This is a genomic window from Streptomyces sulfonofaciens, assembly GCF_014656295.1.
GTDB lineage: Bacteria > Actinomycetota > Actinomycetes > Streptomycetales > Streptomycetaceae > Streptomyces > Streptomyces sulfonofaciens.
The window spans coordinates 164959-186066 of the sequence record NZ_BNCD01000014.1 but is presented as its reverse complement, the minus strand read 5'-3'; the positions used below and the strand labels follow the sequence as shown (position 1 = coordinate 186066).

20 protein-coding genes are annotated in these 21108 nt (G+C 71.8%); 15 read left to right on the top strand and 5 right to left on the bottom strand.

Annotation, left to right across the window (positions count from 1 at the left end; genetic code table 11):
• Window positions 1–3: 3 nt before the first annotated feature.
• The 3 genes from IE313_RS22730 to IE313_RS22720 all read right to left on the bottom strand — a co-directional run bounded on the left by IE313_RS22730 (window position 4) and on the right by IE313_RS22720 (window position 3907).
• The gene (locus IE313_RS22730) at window positions 4–1635 is read right to left on the bottom strand and encodes an ethanolamine ammonia-lyase reactivating factor EutA (RefSeq protein ID WP_189935149.1); all 1632 of its coding nucleotides are present in this window, start codon (window positions 1633–1635) and stop codon (window positions 4–6) included.
• Window positions 1636–1789: 154 nt separating this feature from the next.
• Complete coding sequence (locus IE313_RS22725; RefSeq protein WP_189935148.1) at window positions 1790–2905, bottom strand: cupin domain-containing protein; 1116 nt, start codon at window positions 2903–2905, stop codon at window positions 1790–1792.
• Window positions 2906–3133: 228 nt separating this feature from the next.
• On the bottom strand, window positions 3134–3907 hold the full coding sequence (locus tag IE313_RS22720) for a 2,3-bisphosphoglycerate-dependent phosphoglycerate mutase (protein WP_189935146.1): 774 nt from the start codon (window positions 3905–3907) through the stop codon (window positions 3134–3136).
• 240 nt (window positions 3908–4147) lie between these two features.
• Here IE313_RS22720 and IE313_RS22715 point away from each other — a divergent pair, with 240 nt between their 5' ends.
• The 5 genes from IE313_RS22715 (at window position 4148) to IE313_RS22695 (ending at window position 8185) form a co-directional block, all read left to right on the top strand.
• Window positions 4148–4462, top strand: coding sequence for a 2Fe-2S iron-sulfur cluster-binding protein (locus tag IE313_RS22715; protein WP_229924868.1), 315 nt, complete (start codon window positions 4148–4150; stop codon window positions 4460–4462).
• A gap of 90 nt (window positions 4463–4552) precedes the next feature.
• Window positions 4553–5839, top strand: coding sequence for an aromatic ring-hydroxylating dioxygenase subunit alpha (locus IE313_RS22710; RefSeq protein ID WP_189935142.1), 1287 nt, complete (start codon window positions 4553–4555; stop codon window positions 5837–5839).
• Window position 5840: 1 nt separating this feature from the next.
• Complete coding sequence (locus tag IE313_RS22705) at window positions 5841–6359, top strand: 3-methyl-2-oxobutanoate hydroxymethyltransferase (RefSeq protein ID WP_189935141.1); 519 nt, start codon at window positions 5841–5843, stop codon at window positions 6357–6359.
• 17 nt (window positions 6360–6376) lie between these two features.
• Window positions 6377–7216, top strand: coding sequence for a 3-methyl-2-oxobutanoate hydroxymethyltransferase (locus tag IE313_RS22700; RefSeq protein WP_189935139.1), 840 nt, complete (start codon window positions 6377–6379; stop codon window positions 7214–7216).
• A gap of 105 nt (window positions 7217–7321) precedes the next feature.
• Window positions 7322–8185, top strand: coding sequence for an alpha/beta fold hydrolase (locus IE313_RS22695; protein ID WP_189935137.1), 864 nt, complete (start codon window positions 7322–7324; stop codon window positions 8183–8185).
• Window positions 8186–8201: 16 nt separating this feature from the next.
• Here IE313_RS22695 and IE313_RS22690 read toward each other — a convergent pair whose 3' ends face one another.
• Together IE313_RS22690 and IE313_RS22685 are read right to left on the bottom strand one after the other, a co-directional pair.
• Window positions 8202–8657: an RpiB/LacA/LacB family sugar-phosphate isomerase gene (locus IE313_RS22690; RefSeq protein WP_189935135.1), complete on the bottom strand. Its 456-nt coding sequence runs from the start codon at window positions 8655–8657 to the stop codon at window positions 8202–8204.
• Between the two features lie 21 nt (window positions 8658–8678).
• Window positions 8679–9644, bottom strand: coding sequence for a substrate-binding domain-containing protein (locus IE313_RS22685; RefSeq protein ID WP_189935133.1), 966 nt, complete (start codon window positions 9642–9644; stop codon window positions 8679–8681).
• Between the two features lie 202 nt (window positions 9645–9846).
• Here IE313_RS22685 and IE313_RS22680 point away from each other — a divergent pair, with 202 nt between their 5' ends.
• From IE313_RS22680 to IE313_RS22635, 10 genes are all read left to right on the top strand, one after another.
• Window positions 9847–10965, top strand: coding sequence for a zinc-dependent alcohol dehydrogenase (locus IE313_RS22680; protein ID WP_189935131.1), 1119 nt, complete (start codon window positions 9847–9849; stop codon window positions 10963–10965).
• Window positions 10962–11654 (top strand): 4-carboxy-4-hydroxy-2-oxoadipate aldolase/oxaloacetate decarboxylase, encoded by a 693-nt coding sequence (locus tag IE313_RS22675; protein WP_189935129.1) that lies wholly within the window; start codon window positions 10962–10964, stop codon window positions 11652–11654. The genes IE313_RS22680 and IE313_RS22675 overlap by 4 nt, the downstream gene beginning before the upstream one ends.
• Before the next feature lie 89 nt (window positions 11655–11743).
• Window positions 11744–12766: an amidohydrolase family protein gene (locus IE313_RS22670; protein ID WP_189935127.1), complete on the top strand. Its 1023-nt coding sequence runs from the start codon at window positions 11744–11746 to the stop codon at window positions 12764–12766.
• A 5-nt stretch (window positions 12767–12771) separates the two neighbouring features.
• Entirely contained in the window at window positions 12772–13764 is a 993-nt protein-coding gene (locus tag IE313_RS22665) for a substrate-binding domain-containing protein (RefSeq protein WP_189935125.1), read from the top strand.
• A 210-nt stretch (window positions 13765–13974) separates the two neighbouring features.
• Window positions 13975–14337, top strand: coding sequence for a hypothetical protein (locus tag IE313_RS22660; RefSeq protein ID WP_189935123.1), 363 nt, complete (start codon window positions 13975–13977; stop codon window positions 14335–14337).
• 251 nt (window positions 14338–14588) lie between these two features.
• Complete coding sequence (gene pip, locus IE313_RS22655) at window positions 14589–15548, top strand: prolyl aminopeptidase (RefSeq protein WP_189935121.1); 960 nt, start codon at window positions 14589–14591, stop codon at window positions 15546–15548.
• A gap of 562 nt (window positions 15549–16110) precedes the next feature.
• The gene (locus tag IE313_RS22650; protein WP_189935119.1) at window positions 16111–16578 is read left to right on the top strand and encodes a (2Fe-2S)-binding protein; all 468 of its coding nucleotides are present in this window, start codon (window positions 16111–16113) and stop codon (window positions 16576–16578) included.
• Between the two features lies 1 nt (window position 16579).
• Entirely contained in the window at window positions 16580–17569 is a 990-nt protein-coding gene (locus IE313_RS22645) for an FAD binding domain-containing protein (RefSeq protein ID WP_189935117.1), read from the top strand.
• Complete coding sequence (locus tag IE313_RS22640; RefSeq protein ID WP_189935115.1) at window positions 17569–19821, top strand: xanthine dehydrogenase family protein molybdopterin-binding subunit; 2253 nt, start codon at window positions 17569–17571, stop codon at window positions 19819–19821. The genes IE313_RS22645 and IE313_RS22640 overlap by 1 nt, the downstream gene beginning before the upstream one ends.
• Window positions 19818–21008 carry a hypothetical protein gene (locus tag IE313_RS22635; protein WP_189935113.1) on the top strand — a complete coding sequence of 397 codons (1191 nt, stop codon included), beginning with the start codon at window positions 19818–19820 and terminating at the stop codon, window positions 21006–21008. The genes IE313_RS22640 and IE313_RS22635 overlap by 4 nt, the downstream gene beginning before the upstream one ends.
• Window positions 21009–21108 lie beyond the last annotated feature (100 nt).

Sequence of the window (21108 nt, the reverse complement as noted above, 5' to 3'; positions counted from 1 at the left end):
CCGTCAGGACGCGGACGGCGCCCGGTGCCGGGGGTCCTCGCTGAAGACCAGCGACTTGATGGTGACGGGCACCGTGTTCGACGGGTAGCGGACCCGGCCGATGTCGATGTAGTCGAAGTCGTGCAGGCTCAGTCCGTCGATGACCAGCAGGTCGCCGGTGACACCGAGTTCGTCGCGCAGCAGCCGCCCGAGGGTCATGGCCACGTCCCCGTCGAGCATCAGGTAGACCGGCCTGCCGTGCGCGAGCCGCTCCGCGAGTGCGTCCCGGACGCCCCGGGCGAACGCGATCAGCCGGTCGTAGCCGGGCAGCCCCGTGAAGGTCAGGGCGAGGGCGACGTCTGCGCCGGCCGGATCCGCGTCCAGGGCGGCGAGCCGGCTCCGGACGGCGGCCGTGACCGCCGCGGCGTCGACCTCCTCCCCCAGTTCGTAGACCGGCCGGACGACCTGGAGGTTGCGGCGCGGGAGCAGCGCGTCCGGGTCGGTGATGCAGCCGGTGTTCCCGCTGAGCTGCACGCTGTACTCGGATGCGCCGAGCGCGGTGGCGCGGATGCACTCACCGGCGGGCAGCAGCGGAAAGGGCAGCGCGCCGGAGTCCACACGGCGGCGCAGGGCGTGTCCGAGGGGCGCACCGAGGTCACCGAAGGAGCGTGGCTCGCGGTCGTACACGTACTCGGCGACGCCACCGGAGAACATCACCCCGTCGATCGGCCCGGGCACGGTGAGCGGCTCGGTGAGGTGGAGCTCCTCGACGGCGGCGGGCAGGGTTGCGGAGGTGAGGGCGGTGACCAGGAGGTCCGCCATGGTCTCGGCGACGCGCTCGATCTCCTCGGAGCGTGCGGTGTCCCCGAGTCGCCAGTCGTATCCGGCGCGCGCGGCGTGCTCGCGGCCCGCCGGGTCGAGCCGGACGATCCGGCCGTCCTCGTCGACGACCTGGAGGCGGCCGCCGATGTGCACGGCGGCCGTGCTCACCACGCGGCCGTCCTCCAGCACGGCGAGCTTGGTGGTGCCGCCCCCGATGTCCACGACCAGGATGCGCTGCCCGGTCTCGTAGGAGGTCCTCGCCGCGCCGGATCCGTAGGCGGCGAGCATGGCCTCCATGTGGTGGCCCGCGGTGGCGTTGACCAGTTCGCCGCCGCGCTCGGCGAGGACCCTGGCGATCGCCTCCGCGTTGCGGCGGCGCAGCGCCTCGCCGGTGAGGATCACGACGCCCGTGTCCACCTCGGCGGGGTCCACCCGGGCCGCACCGTAGGCCCTGTCGATGATCGAGCCCAGTGCTTCGGCGTCGATGTGCTCGGCGTCCGCGTACGGAGTCAGCTCGACCGGGGAGCGGTACACCGTCTGCCGCCTGACCACGATGTACCGGCTCGTCAGGTCCTCGCTGATGCGGCGCAGGTGCAGACGTGAGAAGACGACCTGGGTGCCGGAGGAGCCGATGTCCATGCCGACGCTGTGCAGCGTGACGTTGTCCTGCTGCCAGATCGGGTTCTCCTCCAGCGGGCTGAGGGCCTCGTCGTCGTGCACGTGGTCGTGGTCGGGGACATGGGCGGCGTAGACGGTGCGCGGCCGGTCGGTGCCGGTGTGCGGCGGATGGTGGGAGTGCGCCTCGTGGTGGCGGTGGGCGGCGGTGGACGGCACGGGCGTACTCCTCGTCGTGGGCGGTCTCCGGCGCCGCACCGCGGCCGGGGGCCGCGCCGGGGTGCCGGATCGGGGGCCGGAAACGCCGCGTGCGGCCCGCCGGGGAGTGTGGCGGGCCGCACGGTCGGCCGTGCCGGCCTTGCTGCTGCGGCGGCTACGGCTTGGGCGGCAGCGATTCGAGCTCGGCGGCGTAGGCGTCGTCCATCTGGGGCTTCATGCCGTGCTCGGCCAGCGCCTCGCGGAACATCTCGCGCACCACCGGCGCCTCGTCGGCGTAGTCGATCTGGTCACCGCCGATGCGCTGGCTGATCCATGCCTTCGGCACGCCCTGCGCGTTGCGCACCGACACCCCCTCGTGCTTGAAGGCGAGGTAGCGGCCGGGCTCGGGGCCGGTGTTGAAGTGCTGGTGGTACCACATGTTCGGCGGGACGATCAGGCTGCCCGGGCCCCACTCGTAGCGCCGCGGCTCCTCGCCCTCCGGCCACATCAGGCTGTAGCCGGTACCGGTGAGGATGATGACGTGCGCACCGGGCCCGTGCCGGTGGCCCTTCTTGTAGGTCGCCGTGGGGAACTGCGAGATGTGGCTGTTCATCGAGCCCTTGGCCATCGCGAAGCGGATGTGCCCGCCGCCCGCGCCGCGCTCCTTGGCCTCGACCAGCGGCAGTCCCGCCGCGTCGGCGACGAAGTTGGTGTCGAGCAGCAGGCCCTTCTGCTCGCCCTTGGGCGCGAAGTAGTCGGGCTCGCCCGCGAAGCGGTTCGGGAAGTCCTTCGGCGTGTTGAAGACGAAGTCGACGTCGTCGTAGAGGTTGATGACGGGCGGCATGTTCGTCGAGGAGACGAAGCGCGCCGTCTGGCGGCCAGAGCCGTTGAAGTGCTGGTGGTGCGTGTTGAGCGGGATGGCGAAGAGAGCGCCGGGACCCCACTCGAAGGTCACCGCGGCGCCGGCGTCGTTCCACACCCGGGTGGAGCCGTGGCCGTCGAGGACGAGGATCATCTCCTCGAACAACTGCCGCTGCGGGGCGAGCTTGCCGCCCGCCGGTATCTCGCAGACGTAGCAGTCGTTCGAGGTGCGGGTGGCCTCGTGGTTGATGAAGACACCGCGGCCGCCGCGCCGCTCCCACGGTTTCAGCTCGACGGTGCGCAGATCGGGCACGTAGTGGGCGGCGATGATGTCGAGCCCCTCGTCGGCCACCCAGCGCGTGTACGGGGAGTCCTTCTCGGTGGCGAACTTCGCCGCCAGAGTGTCGTTGACGATTGCGTCCCTGGCCATGCAGCGGCCCTTCCTGATCGGACTTGGCTTCGGCCCCGAGAGGCCGGCACGGCCGCGGGCCGGTCCCTCCGCGAAAGCCCGCACGAGACGGTGGGGCCGGGGGTGACGAGCGGGTCGGACGGGAGGACCGCGGCGGCACATTGGTAGGACCCTAAGTCCATGGATTTCCCCCTGTCAACGGCGCGTGCGGCAGGTCCACGACCCTCCCGGCCAACCGCGCGACCGGCTTCAGGCCCGCCCCGGCGCCGCCCCCTCCCGCCGCCCGCGCCCCTCCTCGGCCACGGCGGCGGCGCGCCGGGCGGCAGCCTCCGGCTCCAGGTAGCGGCCGCCGCGCCGGACCGGCACCAGGTCGTCGTCGAGGTCGTAGCGCAGCGGCATGCCGGTGGGGATGTTGAGCGCCGCGATCCCGGCACGGTCGAGGCCGTCGAGACGGGCGACGAGCGCGCGCAGCGAGTTGCCGTGCGCCACCACCAGCAACCGCCGTCCGGCATGCAGCTCGGGCGCGAGGACGGTGTCCCAGCAGGGCAGCAGCCGGGCGGTGACGTCGGCCAGGGACTCGGCGCGCGGCAGCCTGCCGGCCAGTTCGGCATACCGGGGGTCGTCGGCCAGGGCGCGTTGCGCATCGGGGTCGACGGGCGGCGGGGTTCCGTCGTAGGACCGCCGCCACAGCAGGAACCGCTCCTCCCCGTAACGCGCCAGCACCGCCGCACGGTCCTGGCCCTGGAGCGCGCCGTAGTGGCGTTCGTTCAACCGCCAGTGCCGGGTGAGAGGGACGCCCTCGTGCCGTGCGGCCCGCAGGACGAGGGTCGCGGTGTGCACCGCGCGACCCAGCACGGAGGTGTGCACCGCGTCCGGGAGGAGGCCGGCGGTGCGCAGCAGCCGGCCCGCGTGGCGTGCCTGCTCCTCGCCCGTGCGGGTCAGGGCGACATCGACCCAGCCGGCGAAGAGGTTCCGGGAGTTCCACTCGCTCTCCCCGTGGCGGAGGAGGATCAGCGTCTTCATGGCCGCATCCTGGCCCACGCGGGTGGCGGCCGGGCGTCCCGGGGCTGCCCGGGGATACGTAACCGCAGGTCAGCGATGACGCTGAGGGCCGGCGGCGGGCCTGGGGACGAGCGGATGCTTGTGCGGCCGCGAGAGGTTCTGGTCTAATGGACATACCAACGGACGTCGCTCAGGAGAGCGGCCTGTTCGCTGCTCCGGGGACCGTCCCAACCGTGAGAGGACATGAGGATCTTGTCCAAAGTGACCTTCATCGGCAGCGCCGGGCGCGCCTACACCGTGGACGCGACGGACGGCGAGTCGGTCATGTCGGCCGCGGTCAAGAACGGCGTTCCCGGAATCGTCGCGGAATGCGGTGGCAACTGCTCCTGTGCGACCTGCCACGTCTGGGTGGGCGAGGAGTTCGCACCGCTTGTCGGTCCGCCGGGCGACATGGAGGAGGACCTGCTCGACATGGCGGTCTCCGAGCGGCGCGGCACCAGCCGGCTCGCCTGCCAGATCCGGGTCACCGAGGCACTTCAGGGCCTGACCGTCGAGATACCTCCCGAGCAGCCCTGACCGCCGTGCCGCGGGTCGCGCCCGGCGCCGACCCGTGCCGGCGCGTCCGGCCGCCGTGGTGACGGGCCATCATGTGAAAGGGAAACGGCCGTGCTGAGAAAAGACATCAACGAGCTTCTGACGCAGACCGGTCCCGGTACGCCGATGGGCGACTTGTTCCGGCAGTACTGGATACCGGCCCTGCTCGCCGAGGAGCTCCCCGAGAACGACGCCCCGCCGGTGCGGGTGAAGCTGCTGTCCGAGCGCATGATCGCCTTCCGGGACAGCGAGGGGCGGTACGGCCTGGTCGACGAGTTCTGCGCACACCGCGGTGCCTCGCTGTGGTTCGGCCGCAACGAGAGCGCGGGGCTGCGCTGCCCCTACCACGGCTGGAAGTACGACTACACCGGCCAGTGCATCGAGGTGCCCTCGGAGGCCGACAACAGCAGCTTCTGCCAGAACGTGAAGCTGACGTCCTACCCGCTCGTCAAGGTCGGCGACCTGCTGTGGACGTACATGGGCGACCCGGCGAAGCAGCCCGGCCTGCCGGAGTTCGAGTTCGCACAGGTACCGCCGGAGCAGACCTACACCTCCAAGCGCTGGCAGCAGTGCAACTGGCTGCAGGCTTTCGAGGGCGGCATCGACTCCAGCCACGTCACCTTCCTGCACTCCGGCGGCCTGAAGACCGACCCGCTCTTCAAGGGCGCCAAGGGCAACGAGTACAACATGAAGGACACCAAGCCGTTCTTCGAGGTCGCCGACAGCGAGGGCGGGCTCTTCGTGGGCGCCCGCCGCAACGCCGAGGAGGGCAGCTACTACTGGCGCATCACCCCCTGGGTGATGCCCGCCTTCACGATGGTGCCGCCGCGCGGCGACCACCCGGTGCACGGCCACTTCTGGGTGCCGATCGACGACGAGAACTGCTGGACGTACTCCTTCGACTACCACCCCGTGCGCGCGCTCACCGACACCGAGCGGCAGGCCATGATCGACGGCCACGGTGTGCACAGCAGGAACATCCCGGGCACCTACCGGCCGGCGGCCAACATGGACAACGACTACCTGATCGACCGCGAGGCGCAGAAGCGCGGCGAGACGTACTCCGGTGTGGCCGGCATCGCCATGCAGGACGCCTCGCTCCAGGAGAGCATGGGGCCGATCGTGGACCGCTCCAAGGAGCGCCTGGTGCCCGCAGACAGCGGGATCATCAAGGCCCGCCAGAAGCTGCGCAAGGCGGCCCTCGCACTGCGGGACGAGGGTGTCACGCCACCCGGTGTGGACCCCGCCCACCACCGGGTGCGCTCGGCGGCGGTGGTGCTGCCGCAGGCCGAGTCGTTCCTCGACTCCTGCCGTGACGCGGTCACGGTCATGCCCGGCGTCCCGCAGTCCTCGGTCTGACATGCCGGGGACCGACACGCGCCCGTCCGCGTACCCCAGCGAGTGTGCCCGCGCGACGGCGCCCGGCGAGTCCCGGTTCCGCATCGACGCGCCCATCCGGCCGGCCCGCAACGCCCGTGTGATCGCCCTGGACGACCGCGCCACGGCGATCGCGCGGCGCGTCGCGGACCGGCCGTGGGCGAAGGCCGCCTTCTACACCTGCCAGGCGGCCTCGGACATCGGCCCGCTGCCCGAGCAGATCGTGCTGCACCGGCTGGACGCCACCCCCGCCCTGCTCGGCGAGGTGCTGACCGGCACGGACGTGGTCGTCGTCCTGGCGACCGAGGACACCGGGGCGCACTACGCGGCCGCCGTCGGAAGGCTGTGCGGCGCGGGGGGCATCACCACCGCGGGCGTGGTGCTCGGCGAGGACTTCGAGGCCGACGACGCGGTCGCGGCACTGCGCCCCTACGCCCGGGTACTGCTGCTGTCCGCGGACGAGAGCGACGTGACCGAGCTGCTCACGGCGCTCAGGGTCTAGCACGAGGGAGAACCGCAATGTCCGACAAGGTCAGTGTCCGCGGCCTGCAGCGGATGAAGGACGACGGCGAGAAGATCGTCGGCGTGGTGGCCTGGGACTACCAGATCGCCCGCATCGTGGACCGTGCCGGGGTGGACATCGTCTCGGTCGGTGACACGGTCGGCGTGAACCTGTGGGGGCACTCCAACCCCTTCGAGGTGACGATGGATCAGATGATCACGGTTACCCAGGGGGTGAGGCGCGGGGTGCGCAGGGCGCTGCTCAGCGCCGACTTCCCGTTCGGCCCGCTCCAGGAGGGCACAGGCAGTGCCGTGCGCGCGGCCATCCGGTTCGTCAAGGAGGCCGGCGTCGACATGGTCAAGGTCGACGCGGCTCCCGACTTCCCGGAGGCCGTCGAGGCCATCACCCGCGCCGGCATCCCGGTGTTCGCACAGTTCGGTATCACCCCGCAGACCGCGCTGCGGTACGGCGTGGAGTACAGCGCCGTGCCCTCGGCCGCGGACCAGGTGCCGGTGGAGATGCGGGACGCGCTGATCGCGGAGGCCAAGCGGCTGGAGGACGCCGGCGCGGTGCTGCTGAACTTCACCAACTCGGGCCCCGTCGTGGGTGCCGCCGTCGCCCGGGCCGTCTCCGTGCCGGTCGTCGGCGGCTTCGGCGGCGGCCCCTGGCTGGACGGGCGGATGCGGATGGCCCATGCGGCCATCGGGTACGCGGCCTCGGCGATCGACAGCCCGCCGGACACCTACGCCAACGTCGCGCGGACCACGCTCGACGCGATCAGCGCCTACGCCGGGGACGTCCGGGCGGGACGGCAGGTCGCCGGCGGCGTTCCGGTGCCACCGGACGACGCCGGCTGAGGCCGCGGGCCCCGCCCGCACACAAGCGTGCCGTGGCGCCGGCCGGCAGGCCGGCGCCACACCGCCCGCACACCACCCGAGGAGAACCGAGGAGAGGAGCAGCGCATGCCCACCGCCGTCGTCGACGGGCTCGTGACCCGATACGAGGTGGCGGGCTCGGGGCCGCCGCTGCTGATGTTCTCACCGGGCGGCTTCGACGCCAGCCTCGAAGGGTGGCGGTCCGTCGGCGTCTACCGGCGGTTGCGACTGCTCGACCACCTCACCCGCCATTACACCTGCATCACCTTCGACCGGCGCGAGTCGGGTGGATCCGGTGGCCGGCTGGAGCGGATCTCCTGGGCCGACTACGTCAGGCAGGGCGTGGGGCTGCTGGACGCACTCGGTGTCGAGCGGGCCCATCTGATGGGCGGCTGCGTGGGCTGCTCCACCGTCGCTGCGGTGGCGGTGGCCCACCCGGAACGGGTCCTGAGCATGGTGCTCTACTCCCCCGCCGGCGGCGCCAGGTACCGGATGAAGCAGCACGCCCGCTTCGTGCGCCACCTCGCGTACGCCGACACGGAAGGACTCGACCGGGTGGTGGCGCTGGCCAGGAGCACCGACGCCGGTTTCACCGCGGATCCGAGGGTGGGGCCCTGGGTCAACGTGATCCGGCGCGACGCCGGTTTCGCCGCGCGCTACGCCGACTGCGATCCCGAGCGCTACCGCACGGCGGTGTCCGGCATGGTGCGGCTGCTCTTCGACCGCGACACCGTGCCGGGGCCCGAGCCGGAGGACCTGCTCGGCCTCGACGTGCCCGCCCTGATCGTGCCGGGCCAGGACGACTCCCACGCCACCTCCGCCGCGCGCTACCTCCAGGAGTGCCTGCAGGGGGCGCGGTACTGGGACGTTCCGGTGGCGGAGCAGACGGAGCTCACGGCACCGGCGCGGATCCTCGACTTCCTCGGCGGGGTGTCCGCGGCTGCTGGCTGACCGCCGGCGCGGGGTCTCACCGAGGCCCCGCGCGGTGTTCCAACTCGGCGATCTGCGCGAGGCGGCGCTCGTGCACACCGCCCTTGAACGGGGTTTCGAGCCAGGTCGCCACGATCTGCTCCGCGGTGTCCGGTGCGAGCACCTTCGCGGCGAGGACGAGGACGTTGGAGTCGTTGTTGCCGCGCGAGATACGGGTGCTCCACAGGTCGTGGCAGAGGCCCGCGCGGATGCCGCGGATCTTGTTGCAGGCGATCGTCTCGCCCAGGCCGCTGCCGCCGAGCACGATCCCGCGGTCCGCCGCTCCGTCGACCACCTGCCGGCAGACGGCCTCGCACAGCGGCGGATAGTCCACCGTTCCGGCGCCCTCGGGGGCGCCGAGGTCCGCCACGCGATGGCCGTGCTCCGTGAGCCACGCGGCCAGTCGGGCCTTGAGGGCGATGCCGTTGTGGTCGCCGGCGAGCGCGATGCGCATGGTGCCTCCTGGGTCGGTCCGTCACGCCGTCAGATCGTGGGTGCCCTGTGCGAACAGCTCCTCCAGGGGGCGGGTTCCGCTCAGGATGCGCTGGTCCGCGGCGTTGCGCAGCAGCGTCCGCAGTGTCGGCAGGTTCGGCTCGATGCCGTACGGCAGCGGATCCTCGCCGGTCAGCTCCATGACGCGCAGGTACATCCGGTCCACGGGGGACGGCTCCGCGATCTCTCCGGCGCGCAGCCGCTCGACGTAGTGGCGCTTGGCCCGGGCGAAGGCGTCGAAGGCGTCCGCGCCCAGAGCAGGGTGCTCCTTCAGCAACTCGTCCCTGACCACCACGAGGTGGTTGATGGGATAGACGCCTCGCTCCCGCAGCGTCCTGAGGCCGGCCTCCTGCGGGTCGGGGATCAGGGGGGCGAGGTCGGGGGTGTCGTAGCCGGCCCCGATGACCGCGGCCAGCTCACCGCCGGCCACCAGTTCCTCCAGGGTGCTGCCCGGGGCGACGGATTCGACGTTGGCGGGCGGGCGGTAGGCGGTGACGTGCTCGTCGCCGGAGAGCACCCAGGTGATCCGGCCGAGGTCGACGCCGTACTCCTCCTGGAGCACCGTACGCGCCCAGACGCCGGTGGTGACCGTGTACCCGCGGCTCACCCCGACCTTGCGGCCCTCCAGGTCCTTCGGACCCCTGATCCCCGAGGCCGGGTCGTAGCGGATCGCGCCGTGGTGGAAGCCGCGCACGGGGAAGACCGGCACCGCGGTGAACGGGGCGCCGTGTTCCTTCGCCACGAGGTAGGTGGTCAGCGCCATCTCGCTGATGTCGTACGCCAGCTCACGCACCATCCGCCTGAAGGCGTGCACCAGCACGGGCACTTCCTCGAAGGCGAACCGGAAGGTGCCCGGGGTGACCGTCCCGTCCTTCAGTGCCTCGTTGTTGCCCTGGGTACGGGTCACGGTAGTGAGCTCGGGTACGGACGTCGGGTGCGGTTCTGCCATGGCGTGTGCCCGTCTCCCTGGTGGCTCTGTCGGCTCTTTCGCGCCTGTGGCGCGGGCCCTGGGCGCGACCGTGCGGGACGGGTGCGGCGGTTGCCCGGCGGTGGCCGCGGAAGGACCTCTGACAACCGGAAAGGTAGCATGGTCAGTCCATAAGGCCATAGAGTATGGTGCCTCGCAGACAGCGCCGAAGTGAGGAGAAGTCATGGCTGAGCGGGTGCTGGCGGCGGTCAGGACGGCGCCGGGCACGACGGAGCTGCGCGAGTTCCCCATGCCGGACATACCCGACGACGGAGCCCTGCTCAAGGTCGAGGTGGCGGGGATCTGCGGCACCGACGTCAAGATGTACGGCAAGCCGCCGTTCGAGGCTCCGGTGATCATGGGCCATGAGAACGTCGGTGTGATCGCCCGGGCGGGCCGCACCTTCACGGAGCGCAAGGGCCTCGCGGAGGGCGACCGCATCTTCGTCGAGCACTACGTGGGCTGCTTCCGCTGCGAATGGTGCCACCGCGGGGAGTACCGCCACTGCGAGGCGACCGACTGGCGCACCAACCCGGACGCACGCCGCTACGGCTACACGTCCGCCGAGAACCCGTACCACCTGTGGGGCGGTTTCGCGCAGTACCTCTACCTGCCCTGGAACTCGGTGACCCACAAGGTGCCCGACGGCGTCTCGGCCGAGCTGGCCGGTCTCGTCACACCGCTGTCGAACGGCATCGAGTGGGCACTGGTCACCGCGGGTGTCGGCTATGCCTCGACGGTGCTGATCCAGGGCCCGGGCCAGCAGGGCCTGTCCCAGGTGGTGGCCTGCAAGCAGGCCGGGGCGGCCTGCATCATCGTCACAGGCACCACACGGGATGCCGCCCGTCTGGCACTGGCCCGGGAGTTGGGCGCCGACCATGTCGTCGACGTCCGCACGGAGGACGCCCTGGGCCGGATCCGGGAGATCACCGGCGGCCGCGGGGTCGACGTGGTCCTGGACTGCACCGCGGGCGCGGGCACCGCACCGGTACTGCTCGGCGTGGACGCGCTCAAGCGCAGGGAGGGCACCATGGTGGTGCAGGGCGAGGTGGCTGCCTTCCCGGACTTCCCGCTGAAGAAGCTCACCGAGAAGTCCATCGCCCTCAGGAGCGCGCGCGGGCACAGCTACCGGTCCTGCGAACTGGCCCTTCAACAGCTCGCCTCCGGGCGCTTCCCGCTGGAGAAGCTGGGCACCCACACCTTCGGCCTGAAGGACACCGACCGCGCCATCCGCACCGTCGGCGGCGAGAGCGGCGAAGACGCCGTGCACGTCTCGCTGCTGCCCTGGGCGGAGGCGGCATGAGCATCGTCGTCCGCAACATCGCGCGCACCGACCGTGCCACGGCCGACGCACTCGGCGCCTTCGGCGTCGCCACCGTCCACGAAGCGCAGGGCCGCACCGGACTGCTCGACCCCGCCCTGCGCCCGGTCTACGCCGGTGCGCACACCGCGGGCACGGCCGTCACCGTGAGCGTGCCGCCCGGCGACAACTGGATGATCCACGTCGCGGTCGAGCAGTGCCAGGAGGGCGACATCCTCGTGGTCGCCCCCACCTCCCCCTCCGAAGCCGGCTACTTCGGCGAGCTGCTCGCCACCTCGGTGGCGGCCCGCGGCGTGCGCGGTGTGGTGATCGACGCGGGATGCCGGGACGTGGCCGAGCTGAAGGCGATGGGCTTCCCCGTCTGGGCGCGGCACGTCTCGGCGTTCGGGACCGTGAAGGAGACCCTGGGCGACGTCAACACCGCGCTGGTGTGCGCCGGGCAGCGGATCGAGCCCGGTGACGTCGTCATCGCGGACGACGACGGAGTGGTGACCGTGCCCCGGCGGGCGGCGGACCGCGTCCTCGAGGCGTCCCGGGCCAGGGAGGCGAAGGAGGCCGCCTCGCGCGAGCGCTACGCACGCGGTGAACTCGGCCTGGACGTCAACGCGATGCGCGACCGGCTCGCCCGCAAGGGACTCACCTACGTCGACCGGGACCCGAACGGCGCCTGAACCGGCGGGGCGGCCGTGCCCACCCACCCGGCGCCGCGCGCCCGCGCCCGGCACACCGCCCCGCATCCCACAGCGAGGACCACGCTTCAATGATCATTGACTGCCACGGCCACTACACCACCACGCCACCGCAGCACCAGGCGTTCCGCGACGCGCAGCTCGCCCGGCTCGACGACGCCTCCCTGCCGGTGCCGCAGCAGGCCGCCATCGGCGACGACGAGCTCCGGGAGAGCGTCGAGGGCAACCAGTTGCGGCTGCTGCGTGAGCGCGGCGGCGATCTGATGCTGTTCTCCCCGAGGGCGTCGGGGATGGCCCACCACGTGCCCGACCCGGCCACCGCCCGCGCCTGGGCAAGGGTCTGCAACGACCTGGTGCACCGGGTGAGCGAGCTGTTCCCGCGGCACTTCGCACCGGTCTGCCAACTGCCGCAGACCGCCGGCGGGTCCCTCGACGCCGCGGTCGCCGAACTGCGCAGGTGCGTCGAGGAGCTGGGCTTCGTCGGATGCAACCTCAACCCGGACCCGTCCGGCGGCCACTGGACGTCGCCGCCGCTCACCGACCCGTACTGGTTCCCGCTGTACGAGGCGATGGTGGAGCTGGACGTCCCCGCGATGGTGCACGTCTCGGCGTCCTGCAACCCGAACTTCCACGCCCTGGGCGCGCACTACCTGAACGCGGACACCTCGGCGTTCATGCAGTTCGTCCAGACCGACCTGTTCGACAGGTTCCCGGGGCTGCGGTTCGTCCTGCCGCACGGCGGTGGCGCGGTGCCCTACCACTGGGGCCGGTACCGGGGCCTCGCCACCCGGCTCGGCCGGCCCGACCCGGCCGAGCACCTGATGGACAACGTCTTCTTCGACACCTGCGTCTACCACCAGCCGGGCATCGACCTGCTGCACGAGGTCGTCCCGACCGACAACATCCTCTTCGCCTCGGAGATGCTGGGCGCCGTGCGCGGCACCAACCCCGACACCGGCCGCGCCTGGGACGACACCAAGCACTACGTCGACCGCGTGCCGCTCGGTGAGGAGCAGCGCCGCAAGGTGTTCGAGACCAATGCCCGGCGTGTCTACCCGCGCCTGGACGCACGACTGACCTCGGAAGGCAGGTAGTACCCGTGGCCCGACTGCACCTGACGTTCGCCTGCGGCGACTACGACCGCACCCGCGCCCTGGAGGAGGGCACGGTGCGGCCCGACGGCATCGACCTCACGTACCTTCGGCTGCCGGTGGAGGAGACCTTCTTCCGGATGATGCGCCACCAGGAGTTCGAGGTGGCGGAGATGTCGCTGTCCTCCTACGTGGTGTCGCTGCGCGCCGATCCCTCGCCGTTCGTGGCGCTGCCCGTCTTCACCTCGCGGATGTTCCGGCACGGCTCGCTGTACTGCAACACCGCCGCGGGCATCTCCTCGCCCGAGGACCTGCGCGGCAAGGTGGTGGGCACACCGGAGTACCAGCTCACCGCCTGTGTGTGGATGCGCGGCATCCTCGGCGACCAGTACGGGGTGCCCTTCGACTCGGTCAGTCACGTCACCGGCGGGCAGGAGAGCACCGGGCGGATCGAGAAGGCCACCGTGGACCTGCCGGACTCCGTCAGGATCAGCCGTGCACCGGAGGGCAGGACGCTGTCCGCGATGCTCGCCGACGGTGAGATCGACGCGCTCTGCACGCCCCGCATCCCCGGCCCGTTCGCCGCCCGGGACCCCCGGGTACGGCGGGTGTTCCCGGACGTGGTGGCCAGCGAGAAGGAGTACTACGCCGCGACGGGGATCTTCCCGATCATGCATGTGGTCGTGGTGCGGCGCGACGTCTACGACCGGCACCCCTGGGCCGCCCAGTCCCTCTACAAGGCCCTGCTGAGGGCGAAGGACGAGGCGTACGCCAACCTCTACGACACCTCGGCGCTGCGCTTCATGCTGCCCTGGCTCACCCCACAGCTTGAGGAGGCGCGCACCCTCCTCGGCGACGACTACTGGAGCTACGGCCTGAAGGACAACCACAAGACGCTGGCCACCTTCCTGCGCTACCACCACGAGCAGGGCCTCTCCGAGCGGCTGTGGACGCCCGAGGAACTGTTCGCGCCGGAGTCAACCGAAGCCGCGGTCATCTGATCCGTCGCGCGTCGCACGGGCCGCCCCGGGGGCGGGGGCGGCCTGCTGGACGCGACGGCCGGAGTGGGTGACGGTGGCCGTTTTCCGCCCTTCCGCGATGTGATTGAAGGTGCAAGTATTCGGTGCTGCCGCCGGAGGGCGACGCAGCGCTGTCCGGTGCCCGCAAGGACGCGGGCACCCTGCCCGTCCGTCTACCGCGTGAGGACCCCCATGACCAGACGCACCAGGAAGCTCGCCACCGCCGCCACGGCCGCCGCGCTGCTCGCCCTCGCGGGCGGGGCGGGGTCCGCCACGGCGGCCGACGTCGGCGATGTCTTCTTCTACTCGGGCACCGGCCAGTCGGGCAGCCGGACCCCCGCGTCCCTGGACGACCCCGGCACCTGCCACAACCTTGCGGAGCCCGCCCTGTCCGGCCTCGACTACGCCGTCGACTACGTCAACGTGTACTTCAACTCCGACTGCCGTACCGGTGCGCCCGGTACCTCCAGTGACCTGTACTACGTCCTGGGCAGCCTGCACGCGGACGACTTCCCCTACCCCGCGGTGAGCTACCGGGTGCGGCCCGCGAGCTGAACCCCGTCCGCCGCGACACCGGGCCCGGGGTGCGGGCCCGCGCCCCTCCGCCCGCGCGCCTTCGACACCGGACGCGGCCGGGGCCGGACGGCCCTGCTCGCCGCCCGGCCCCGGCCGAGCGGGGGCGGGCGGCCCCGGCGGGCCGTGGATCCGCTCGCCCGCCACGGCTCAACCACCATGCCGCCGCGGCGCTTCGGCGGGGAAGGGAAATCCCGGAGCCCGACCGCCGTCACGCCGTAGGATCGCCCGTCATGGTGGATCTCTACCCCCCGACCAGCCCCTACGACCACGGATGGCTCGACGCCGGAGACGGCAACCGCATCTACTACGAACAGCTCGGCAACCCCGGGGGCAAGCCCGCCCTGCACGTACACGGAGGGCCGGGGAGCGGCGCACCGCGGCGGCCGACGCGGGCCTGGGACCCCGAGCGCTACCGCGTCATCCGCTTCGACCAGCGCAACTGCGGTCGCAGCACCCCGCACGCCTGCGACCCGGCGGCGGACATGAGCCTGAACACCACACAGCATCTGATAGCTGACATGGAGCGGCTGCGCGAGCACCTCGGCGTCGAGAAGTGGCTGCTGAACGGCGCCTCCTGGGGCACGACACTCATCCTGGCCTACGCGCAACAGCACCCCGACCGGGTCAGCGAGATCGTCATCCAGTCGGTGATGACGAGCACCCGCGCCGAGCTCGACTGGCTCTACCGGGGCGCCGGGCGGTTCCACCCCGAGGCGTGGGACCGGTTCCGCGACGGTGTGCCCGAGCACGAGCGGGACGGGGACCTGTTGGCGGCGTACGCGCGCCTGATGGAGAACCCCGACCGGGCGGTCCGCGAGAAGGCCGCCGCCGACTGGCTCGCCTGGGAGGACGCGGTCGTCTCGGGCGAGCCCAACGGCGTGCCGGGCATGTACAGCGCTCGCGAGGTCGACGCGCGGATCGCGTTCGTACGGATCTGCGCCCATGTCTTCGGCAACGGCGCCTGGCTGGAGGAGAACCAGTTGCTGCGGAACGCCCACAGGCTGGCCGGGATCCCCGCGGTGCTCGTGCACGGACGGCACGACATGGGCTGCCCGGTGCAGACGGTGTGGGAGCTGGCGAAGGTGTGGCCGAAGGCGCGGCTCCACATCATCGAGGACAGCGGGCACTACGGGAGCGAAGCGCTGCAGGAGACGATGCGCGGGGCCATCGAGGAGTTCAAGAACACCTGATCCCCGGGGCTCACGGCGGCCCTCGGACCGGGCCTTCGGGCCCCGCGCCGGGTGGCCGTCGGACCCGGCCGCCCTGCCCCGCCCGATCCGATGCCCCGGACCGGGCGCCGGCCCGGCTCCGGCCCCGCCCCCTGCGGCTGACCGGGGCCGCGCCCCTCCGTCCGCGGGGTCGTCCCCGCGGGCCATCGGATCGATCCCCACCGGCATCACCCCTCCGGCTCACCGGGGCCGTGCGCCGGACCGGCGCCGCCCGGGTCGCCGCTCCACCTTGTGGGCGGCTCCGGGCGGTGTCCCCTTCGGCCGTCGGACGGAATTCCACGGCGGTTGCGGTCAGTGGTTCCGAGCCCGCACAGAGCGGCTGTCCACCGATCGGTATTCTTCCGTGTCGCGGGTGTCGGAACGTGCGACCGTACTTTCGGGGTGGAGAATTCATACCGCGAAAGCCCTCCTGGTCGGCCGCATTCGGGGCGGGCGGCCGACCTCGGGCAATCCAGTAGGGGTCCTTACCACCACACAGGGAAAGTAGTCAGCCGTGAGCGGACCAGGATGTGCCCCGGTGTCCATGAGGGTCAACGGTGATCTCCACGAGATCGGCCTGGAACCCCGCGTCAGCCTCCTGGACGCCCTGCGCGACCACCTGGGCCTCACCGGCTCCAAGAAGGGGTGTGACCAGGGAACCTGCGGTGCCTGCACGGTATGGGTCCAGGGCCGTCCGGTACTGGCGTGCTTGACGCTGGCGGTGGCGTGCGAGGACCGGGAGATCACCACGATCGAGGGGATCGCTCCCGCCGACGGCCTGCACCCGGTGCAGCGTGCGTTCATCGAGCACGATGCCTTCCAGTGCGGCTACTGCACATCGGGGCAGATCATGTCCGCAGTGGCTCTGCTCAGGGACGGCGGCGCGGAAACGGACGATGAAATCGCCGAATACATGAGCGGCAACATCTGCCGCTGCGCGGCGTATCCGAATATCCGGGCGGCAATCCGTGAAGTCCGTGACGCGGATCTCGAAACGAGTGGGCGGGCCTGATATGCGACCTCTCGGCTACACACGTGTGAGCACCGTCGACACCGCCGTCGCCGCGGTCGGTGCCGATGCCACGAGCACGTTCCTCGCCGGCGGCACCACGGAGGTCGACCTCATCCGGCTCGGTGTGAGCCGGCCCGACGTACTGGTGGACATCAACTCCCTGCCGCTGAAGGAGATCGCGTACACGAACGACGGCGGTCTGCGGATCGGGGCGCTGGCGAGGATGTCCGACGTCGCGCGCAGCCCCGAGGTCACGTACAACTTCCCGGCGCTCTCCCAGTCACTGCTCCTGGGCGCCTCGGAGCAACTGCGCAACATGGCCTCGATGGGAGGCAACCTCTGCCAGCGCACGCGCTGCGCCTACTTCCGCGACGCCGTCTCCCCGTGCAACAAACGCGAGCCGGGGACGGGCTGCTCGGCCCTGGACGGCCTCAACCGCGGCCATGCGGTGCTGGGCACCAGCGAGCAGTGCATCGCCACCCACCCCTCCGACGCGGGAGTCGCGATGGTCGCGTTCGACGCGATCGTGCACACCGTCGGGCCGTCCGGCGCGCGGAGCATCCCCATCGACGACTTCTACCTCCTTCCGGGGGCCTCGCCCGACGTGGAGCACCCCCTGGAACACGGGGAGCTCATCGTGGGGATCGAGGTACCGCCGGCGCCGTCGGCCCGGCGCTCGCTCTATCTGAAGTTCCGCGACCGCCAGTCCTACGAGTTCGCCCTGGTCTCGGTCGCGGCCGCGATCGAGGTACGCGAGGGACGGGTCGCCGATGTGCGCCTGGCCCTCGGCGGGGTGGGGACGAAACCGTGGCGGGCCCGCCGTGCCGAGGTCGCACTGACGGGCGGTCCGGCGACCCCGCAGGCGTTCGCGAACGCCGCCGCGCACGAGCTGGAACCCGCGAGCCCCCGCAGGTACAACGCGTTCAAAGTGCCGATGGCGCAGCGGGCGATGGTGCGTGCCCTGACCCGGGCCATGAACGGAGGCGCGTGATGAGCACTGCCGTGGGCAGACCCGTCAACCGGGTCGACGGCCGGTGTAAGGTCACAGGAGCGGCCCGCTACACCGCCGAGATCGTACTACCGGGCCTCGTGCACGCCGCCGTCGTCGGCGCGGACATCCCCAGCGGGCGGGTCACCGCGATCGGCGAGGAGCGGACACGTGCGGCGGACGGGGTGCTCTCCGTCCTCACCCACGAGAACCTGTCCAGGATCGCGACGCAACCACCCCTGCTCCCCTCGCTCCTTGGCACCGCGGCCCCCGGCGAGACCTTCTTCCCCATGCAGGACGACGTCGTCCACTACGCCGGGCAGCCCGTCGCCATCGTCATCGCCGACAGCCACGAACGCGCCCAGTACGCCGCGTCGCTGCTGGACGTCACCTACGAGCGCACCGACTCCACGACGACGATCGACGAGGGGCGGGCCGCGGCCTACGAGGCGGAGACGCTGTTCGGGCGTCTGCTGCCCGCGCGCAACGAACGGGGCGACGTCGTAACCGCACTGGCACGGGCGCCGGTACGGGTGGACGTGGCGCACCACTACGCGGCGAACCACCACAACGCCCTCGAACCGTCCGCCACCACGGCAGTCTGGTACGGGGAGCACCTGACGCTGTACGACTCGACCATGGGCATCCGCGCCAGCCAGCTCACCGTCGCGAGCCTCCTGGGCGTCCCGATCTCCCACGTCAGGGTCATCACCGAGTTCGTCGGCGGCGGCTTCGGCGGCAAGGCGCTGACCTGGCCCCACGTCACACTCGCCGCCATGGCGGCCCGGCACGTCCGGCGGCCGGTCCGGCTCTCGCTGACCCGGCCGCAGACCTACACCTCCAACGGCCACCGGGAGGAGCAGGAGCAGTGGGTCTCGCTCGGCGCGACGAAGGACGGACTCCTCACCGCGGTGCGCCACGAGAAGCTGTCGGTCACCTCGCCCTTCGACGACTGGGCCGAACCCGCCACCGGTGTCACCACCCAGCTCTACGCGTGCGAGAACTACCTCGGCTTCCACCGTCTGATCCGCGGCAACACCATGACGCCCACGTTCACGCGCTGCCCGGGGGAGTCGCTGGGCGTGTCCACCCTGGAAGTGGCGATGGACAAACTCGCCTACGCCACCGGCGTGGACCCCGTCGAACTGCGCCTGCGCAACCACGCGTCCGTGGACGACCGGGGCAACGCCTGGTCCAGCGACGGCCTCGAGGAATGCCTGCGCACCGGTGCGCGGCGCTTCGGCTGGGCGCAGCGCGATCCCGAGCCCCGCTCCCGGCGCGAGGGTGACTGGCTCATCGGCTCCGGCATGTCCGTGGCCGCCTACCCCGTGGCCTTCTTCATGCCCGTCCAGCAGGCGCGCGTGCGGATCTACTCCGACGGCAGCGCCGTCATGCAGAGCGGCACCCAGGAGTTCGGCACCGGCAGCACCACGGTGATGACGCAGGTCGCCGCCGATGGGCTGGGCATGGACATCCGCGACGTCACGTTCGAGTCCGGCGACACCGACCTGCCCAACGCCAGCGCGTCGGTGGGCTCCATGGGGGCCTCCATGGTCAGTGCCGCGGTGCACAACGCGGCGGTCGAACTGCGGCGCCAACTGGTCGCCATGGCCGTGGCGGACACCGGCTCCCCGCTGCACGGCGCGGACCCCTCCGCCGTGGTGGTCCACGGCAGCCGCATGTCCCTCGACGACACGGCGGGCGCCGGGGAGAGCTATGCCGAGTTGATGCGGCGCAACCACCTGACCATGACGGAGGCCCTCGGTAGCTGGACGCCCCCGCCCATGGACACCCCCCACGGGCTGCTGACCTTCGGGGCGCACTTCGTCGAGGTGGCCGTCGACCCGGAGCTGGGGCTCGTACGGGTGCGCCGGATGGTCGGCGTCTTCGCTCCCGGGCGCGTGCTCAACCCCAAGCTCGCCCGCAGCCAGCTCATGGGCGGCATGCTCTGGGGAATGAGTCAGGCCCTGCTCGAAGGCAACCAGATGGACCCCCGCCTCGGGCGCTGGGGCGCCAGGAACCTGGGCGAGTACCTGGTGCCGGTCAACGCCGACGTGCCCGACGTCACCGTCGAGTTCGTGGACGTCACCGACACCGTCGTCAACCCGCTCGGCGTCAAGGGCGTCGGCGAGGTCGGCCAGGTCGCCACGGCCGCGGCGGTCATGAACGCCGTCTTCCACGCCACCGGACGCCGCATCGAGAAACTCCCGATGACCCCCGAGCTGGTGATGGACCCGCCGGACACGCCGGCATGAGCGAGGAGCGGCCGCCGGTGGACCGGGACCCGGCCGCCCCGCTGCCGGACAGGCCGCTCATCAGCACCCCGACCCATCTGTCGGGACCGGAGTTCCGCAGGGCCGAGCGACAGCGCCTGGCGCGCCAACCGGGCCTCGGACTGGCCGGCCTGCTGCTCGTCGTCCCCGTCGCCGCGCTGCTCGCGTTCGGCGGCGGCGGCACCGCGGACTCGGTGGCCCTGTTCGCGCCCCTGGTCACCTTCGCCCTGCCCGCCGTGGCCATGGTGGCCTTCTGGTGGGAGGACTGGCCGGGCTCACGCCTGCATCCCGGCTGGTCAGGGCTGCTCAACACCGCTCTCATCGCCGCCGTGGCGATCGTTTTGGCCATCGTCGGGCAGGTCATCGTCGGCCATCTCGATGTCGTCGGCATCTTCGACCCGAACCCCGGGCCCGGTCACGCCGCGCTGTTCCCCGCGTCCCTGCCGCTCGCCGGCGGCGCCTTCGTGGCCATGCTGGAGCTGACGCTCGTGTGCGAAGGCTGGCCGCTGCGACGCCTTACCCGCTTCGCCGCGGGGAGCGCCGCCCTGGTGGCCTCCTGGGGTGCCGCGATCGTCCTGTACTTCGTGGCCGTGGACTTCCGCGCGCCCCCGGGCTCCGGTCTCACCAGCGAGAGCGGTCCGGTGCCCGGCGAGGAACTCGGCGCCGTCCTGGTCCTGATCGGCGCCTGGCAGGTCTGGTTCTTCGTGGTCTGGAGGGGATGGCCCTTCCGGGGCCTCCGGCACCGCTGGGCGCGGCTCCTCGCGGGGAACGTCGTGGTGATCGGCGGGGCGCTGCCGACCTACGCGCTGATCCACGGCCCGGGAGGCGTCAGCCCGGCCGTCCTCAACGCAGCCGCCGGATGCTTCGTCGCCGCGGGCCTGACCATCGGCATGCTCTTCGAAGGGATATTCCGGCGCCGTACGCACCCCGTGCCCGAGCGCCTCGCCACGCTCCTGTGCACCCTGATCCTGGCGGCGGCCCTGTACGCGTCGCTGACGGCCTACGCCGACACCCTCGACTGGACGAGGCCCACCAGCCAGGAGTGGGTGGGACACGCGGCGCTCAACGCGATCGGCGTGTCGATCATCCTGCACGTGGCCATCGGACGCCGCTGGCCGTTCGGCGACAACACCTCCCCGGACGGGGAGGACGCCGCCCAGGAGTCCTAGGGTCCCCCGCCGGAGCCTGCGGGAGGCGGGCGGGGAAGCCCGGCCGCCCCCGGCCGTCACGTGCCCCGGTCCCGTGTGCCGATACGTCCACGGTGTGCAG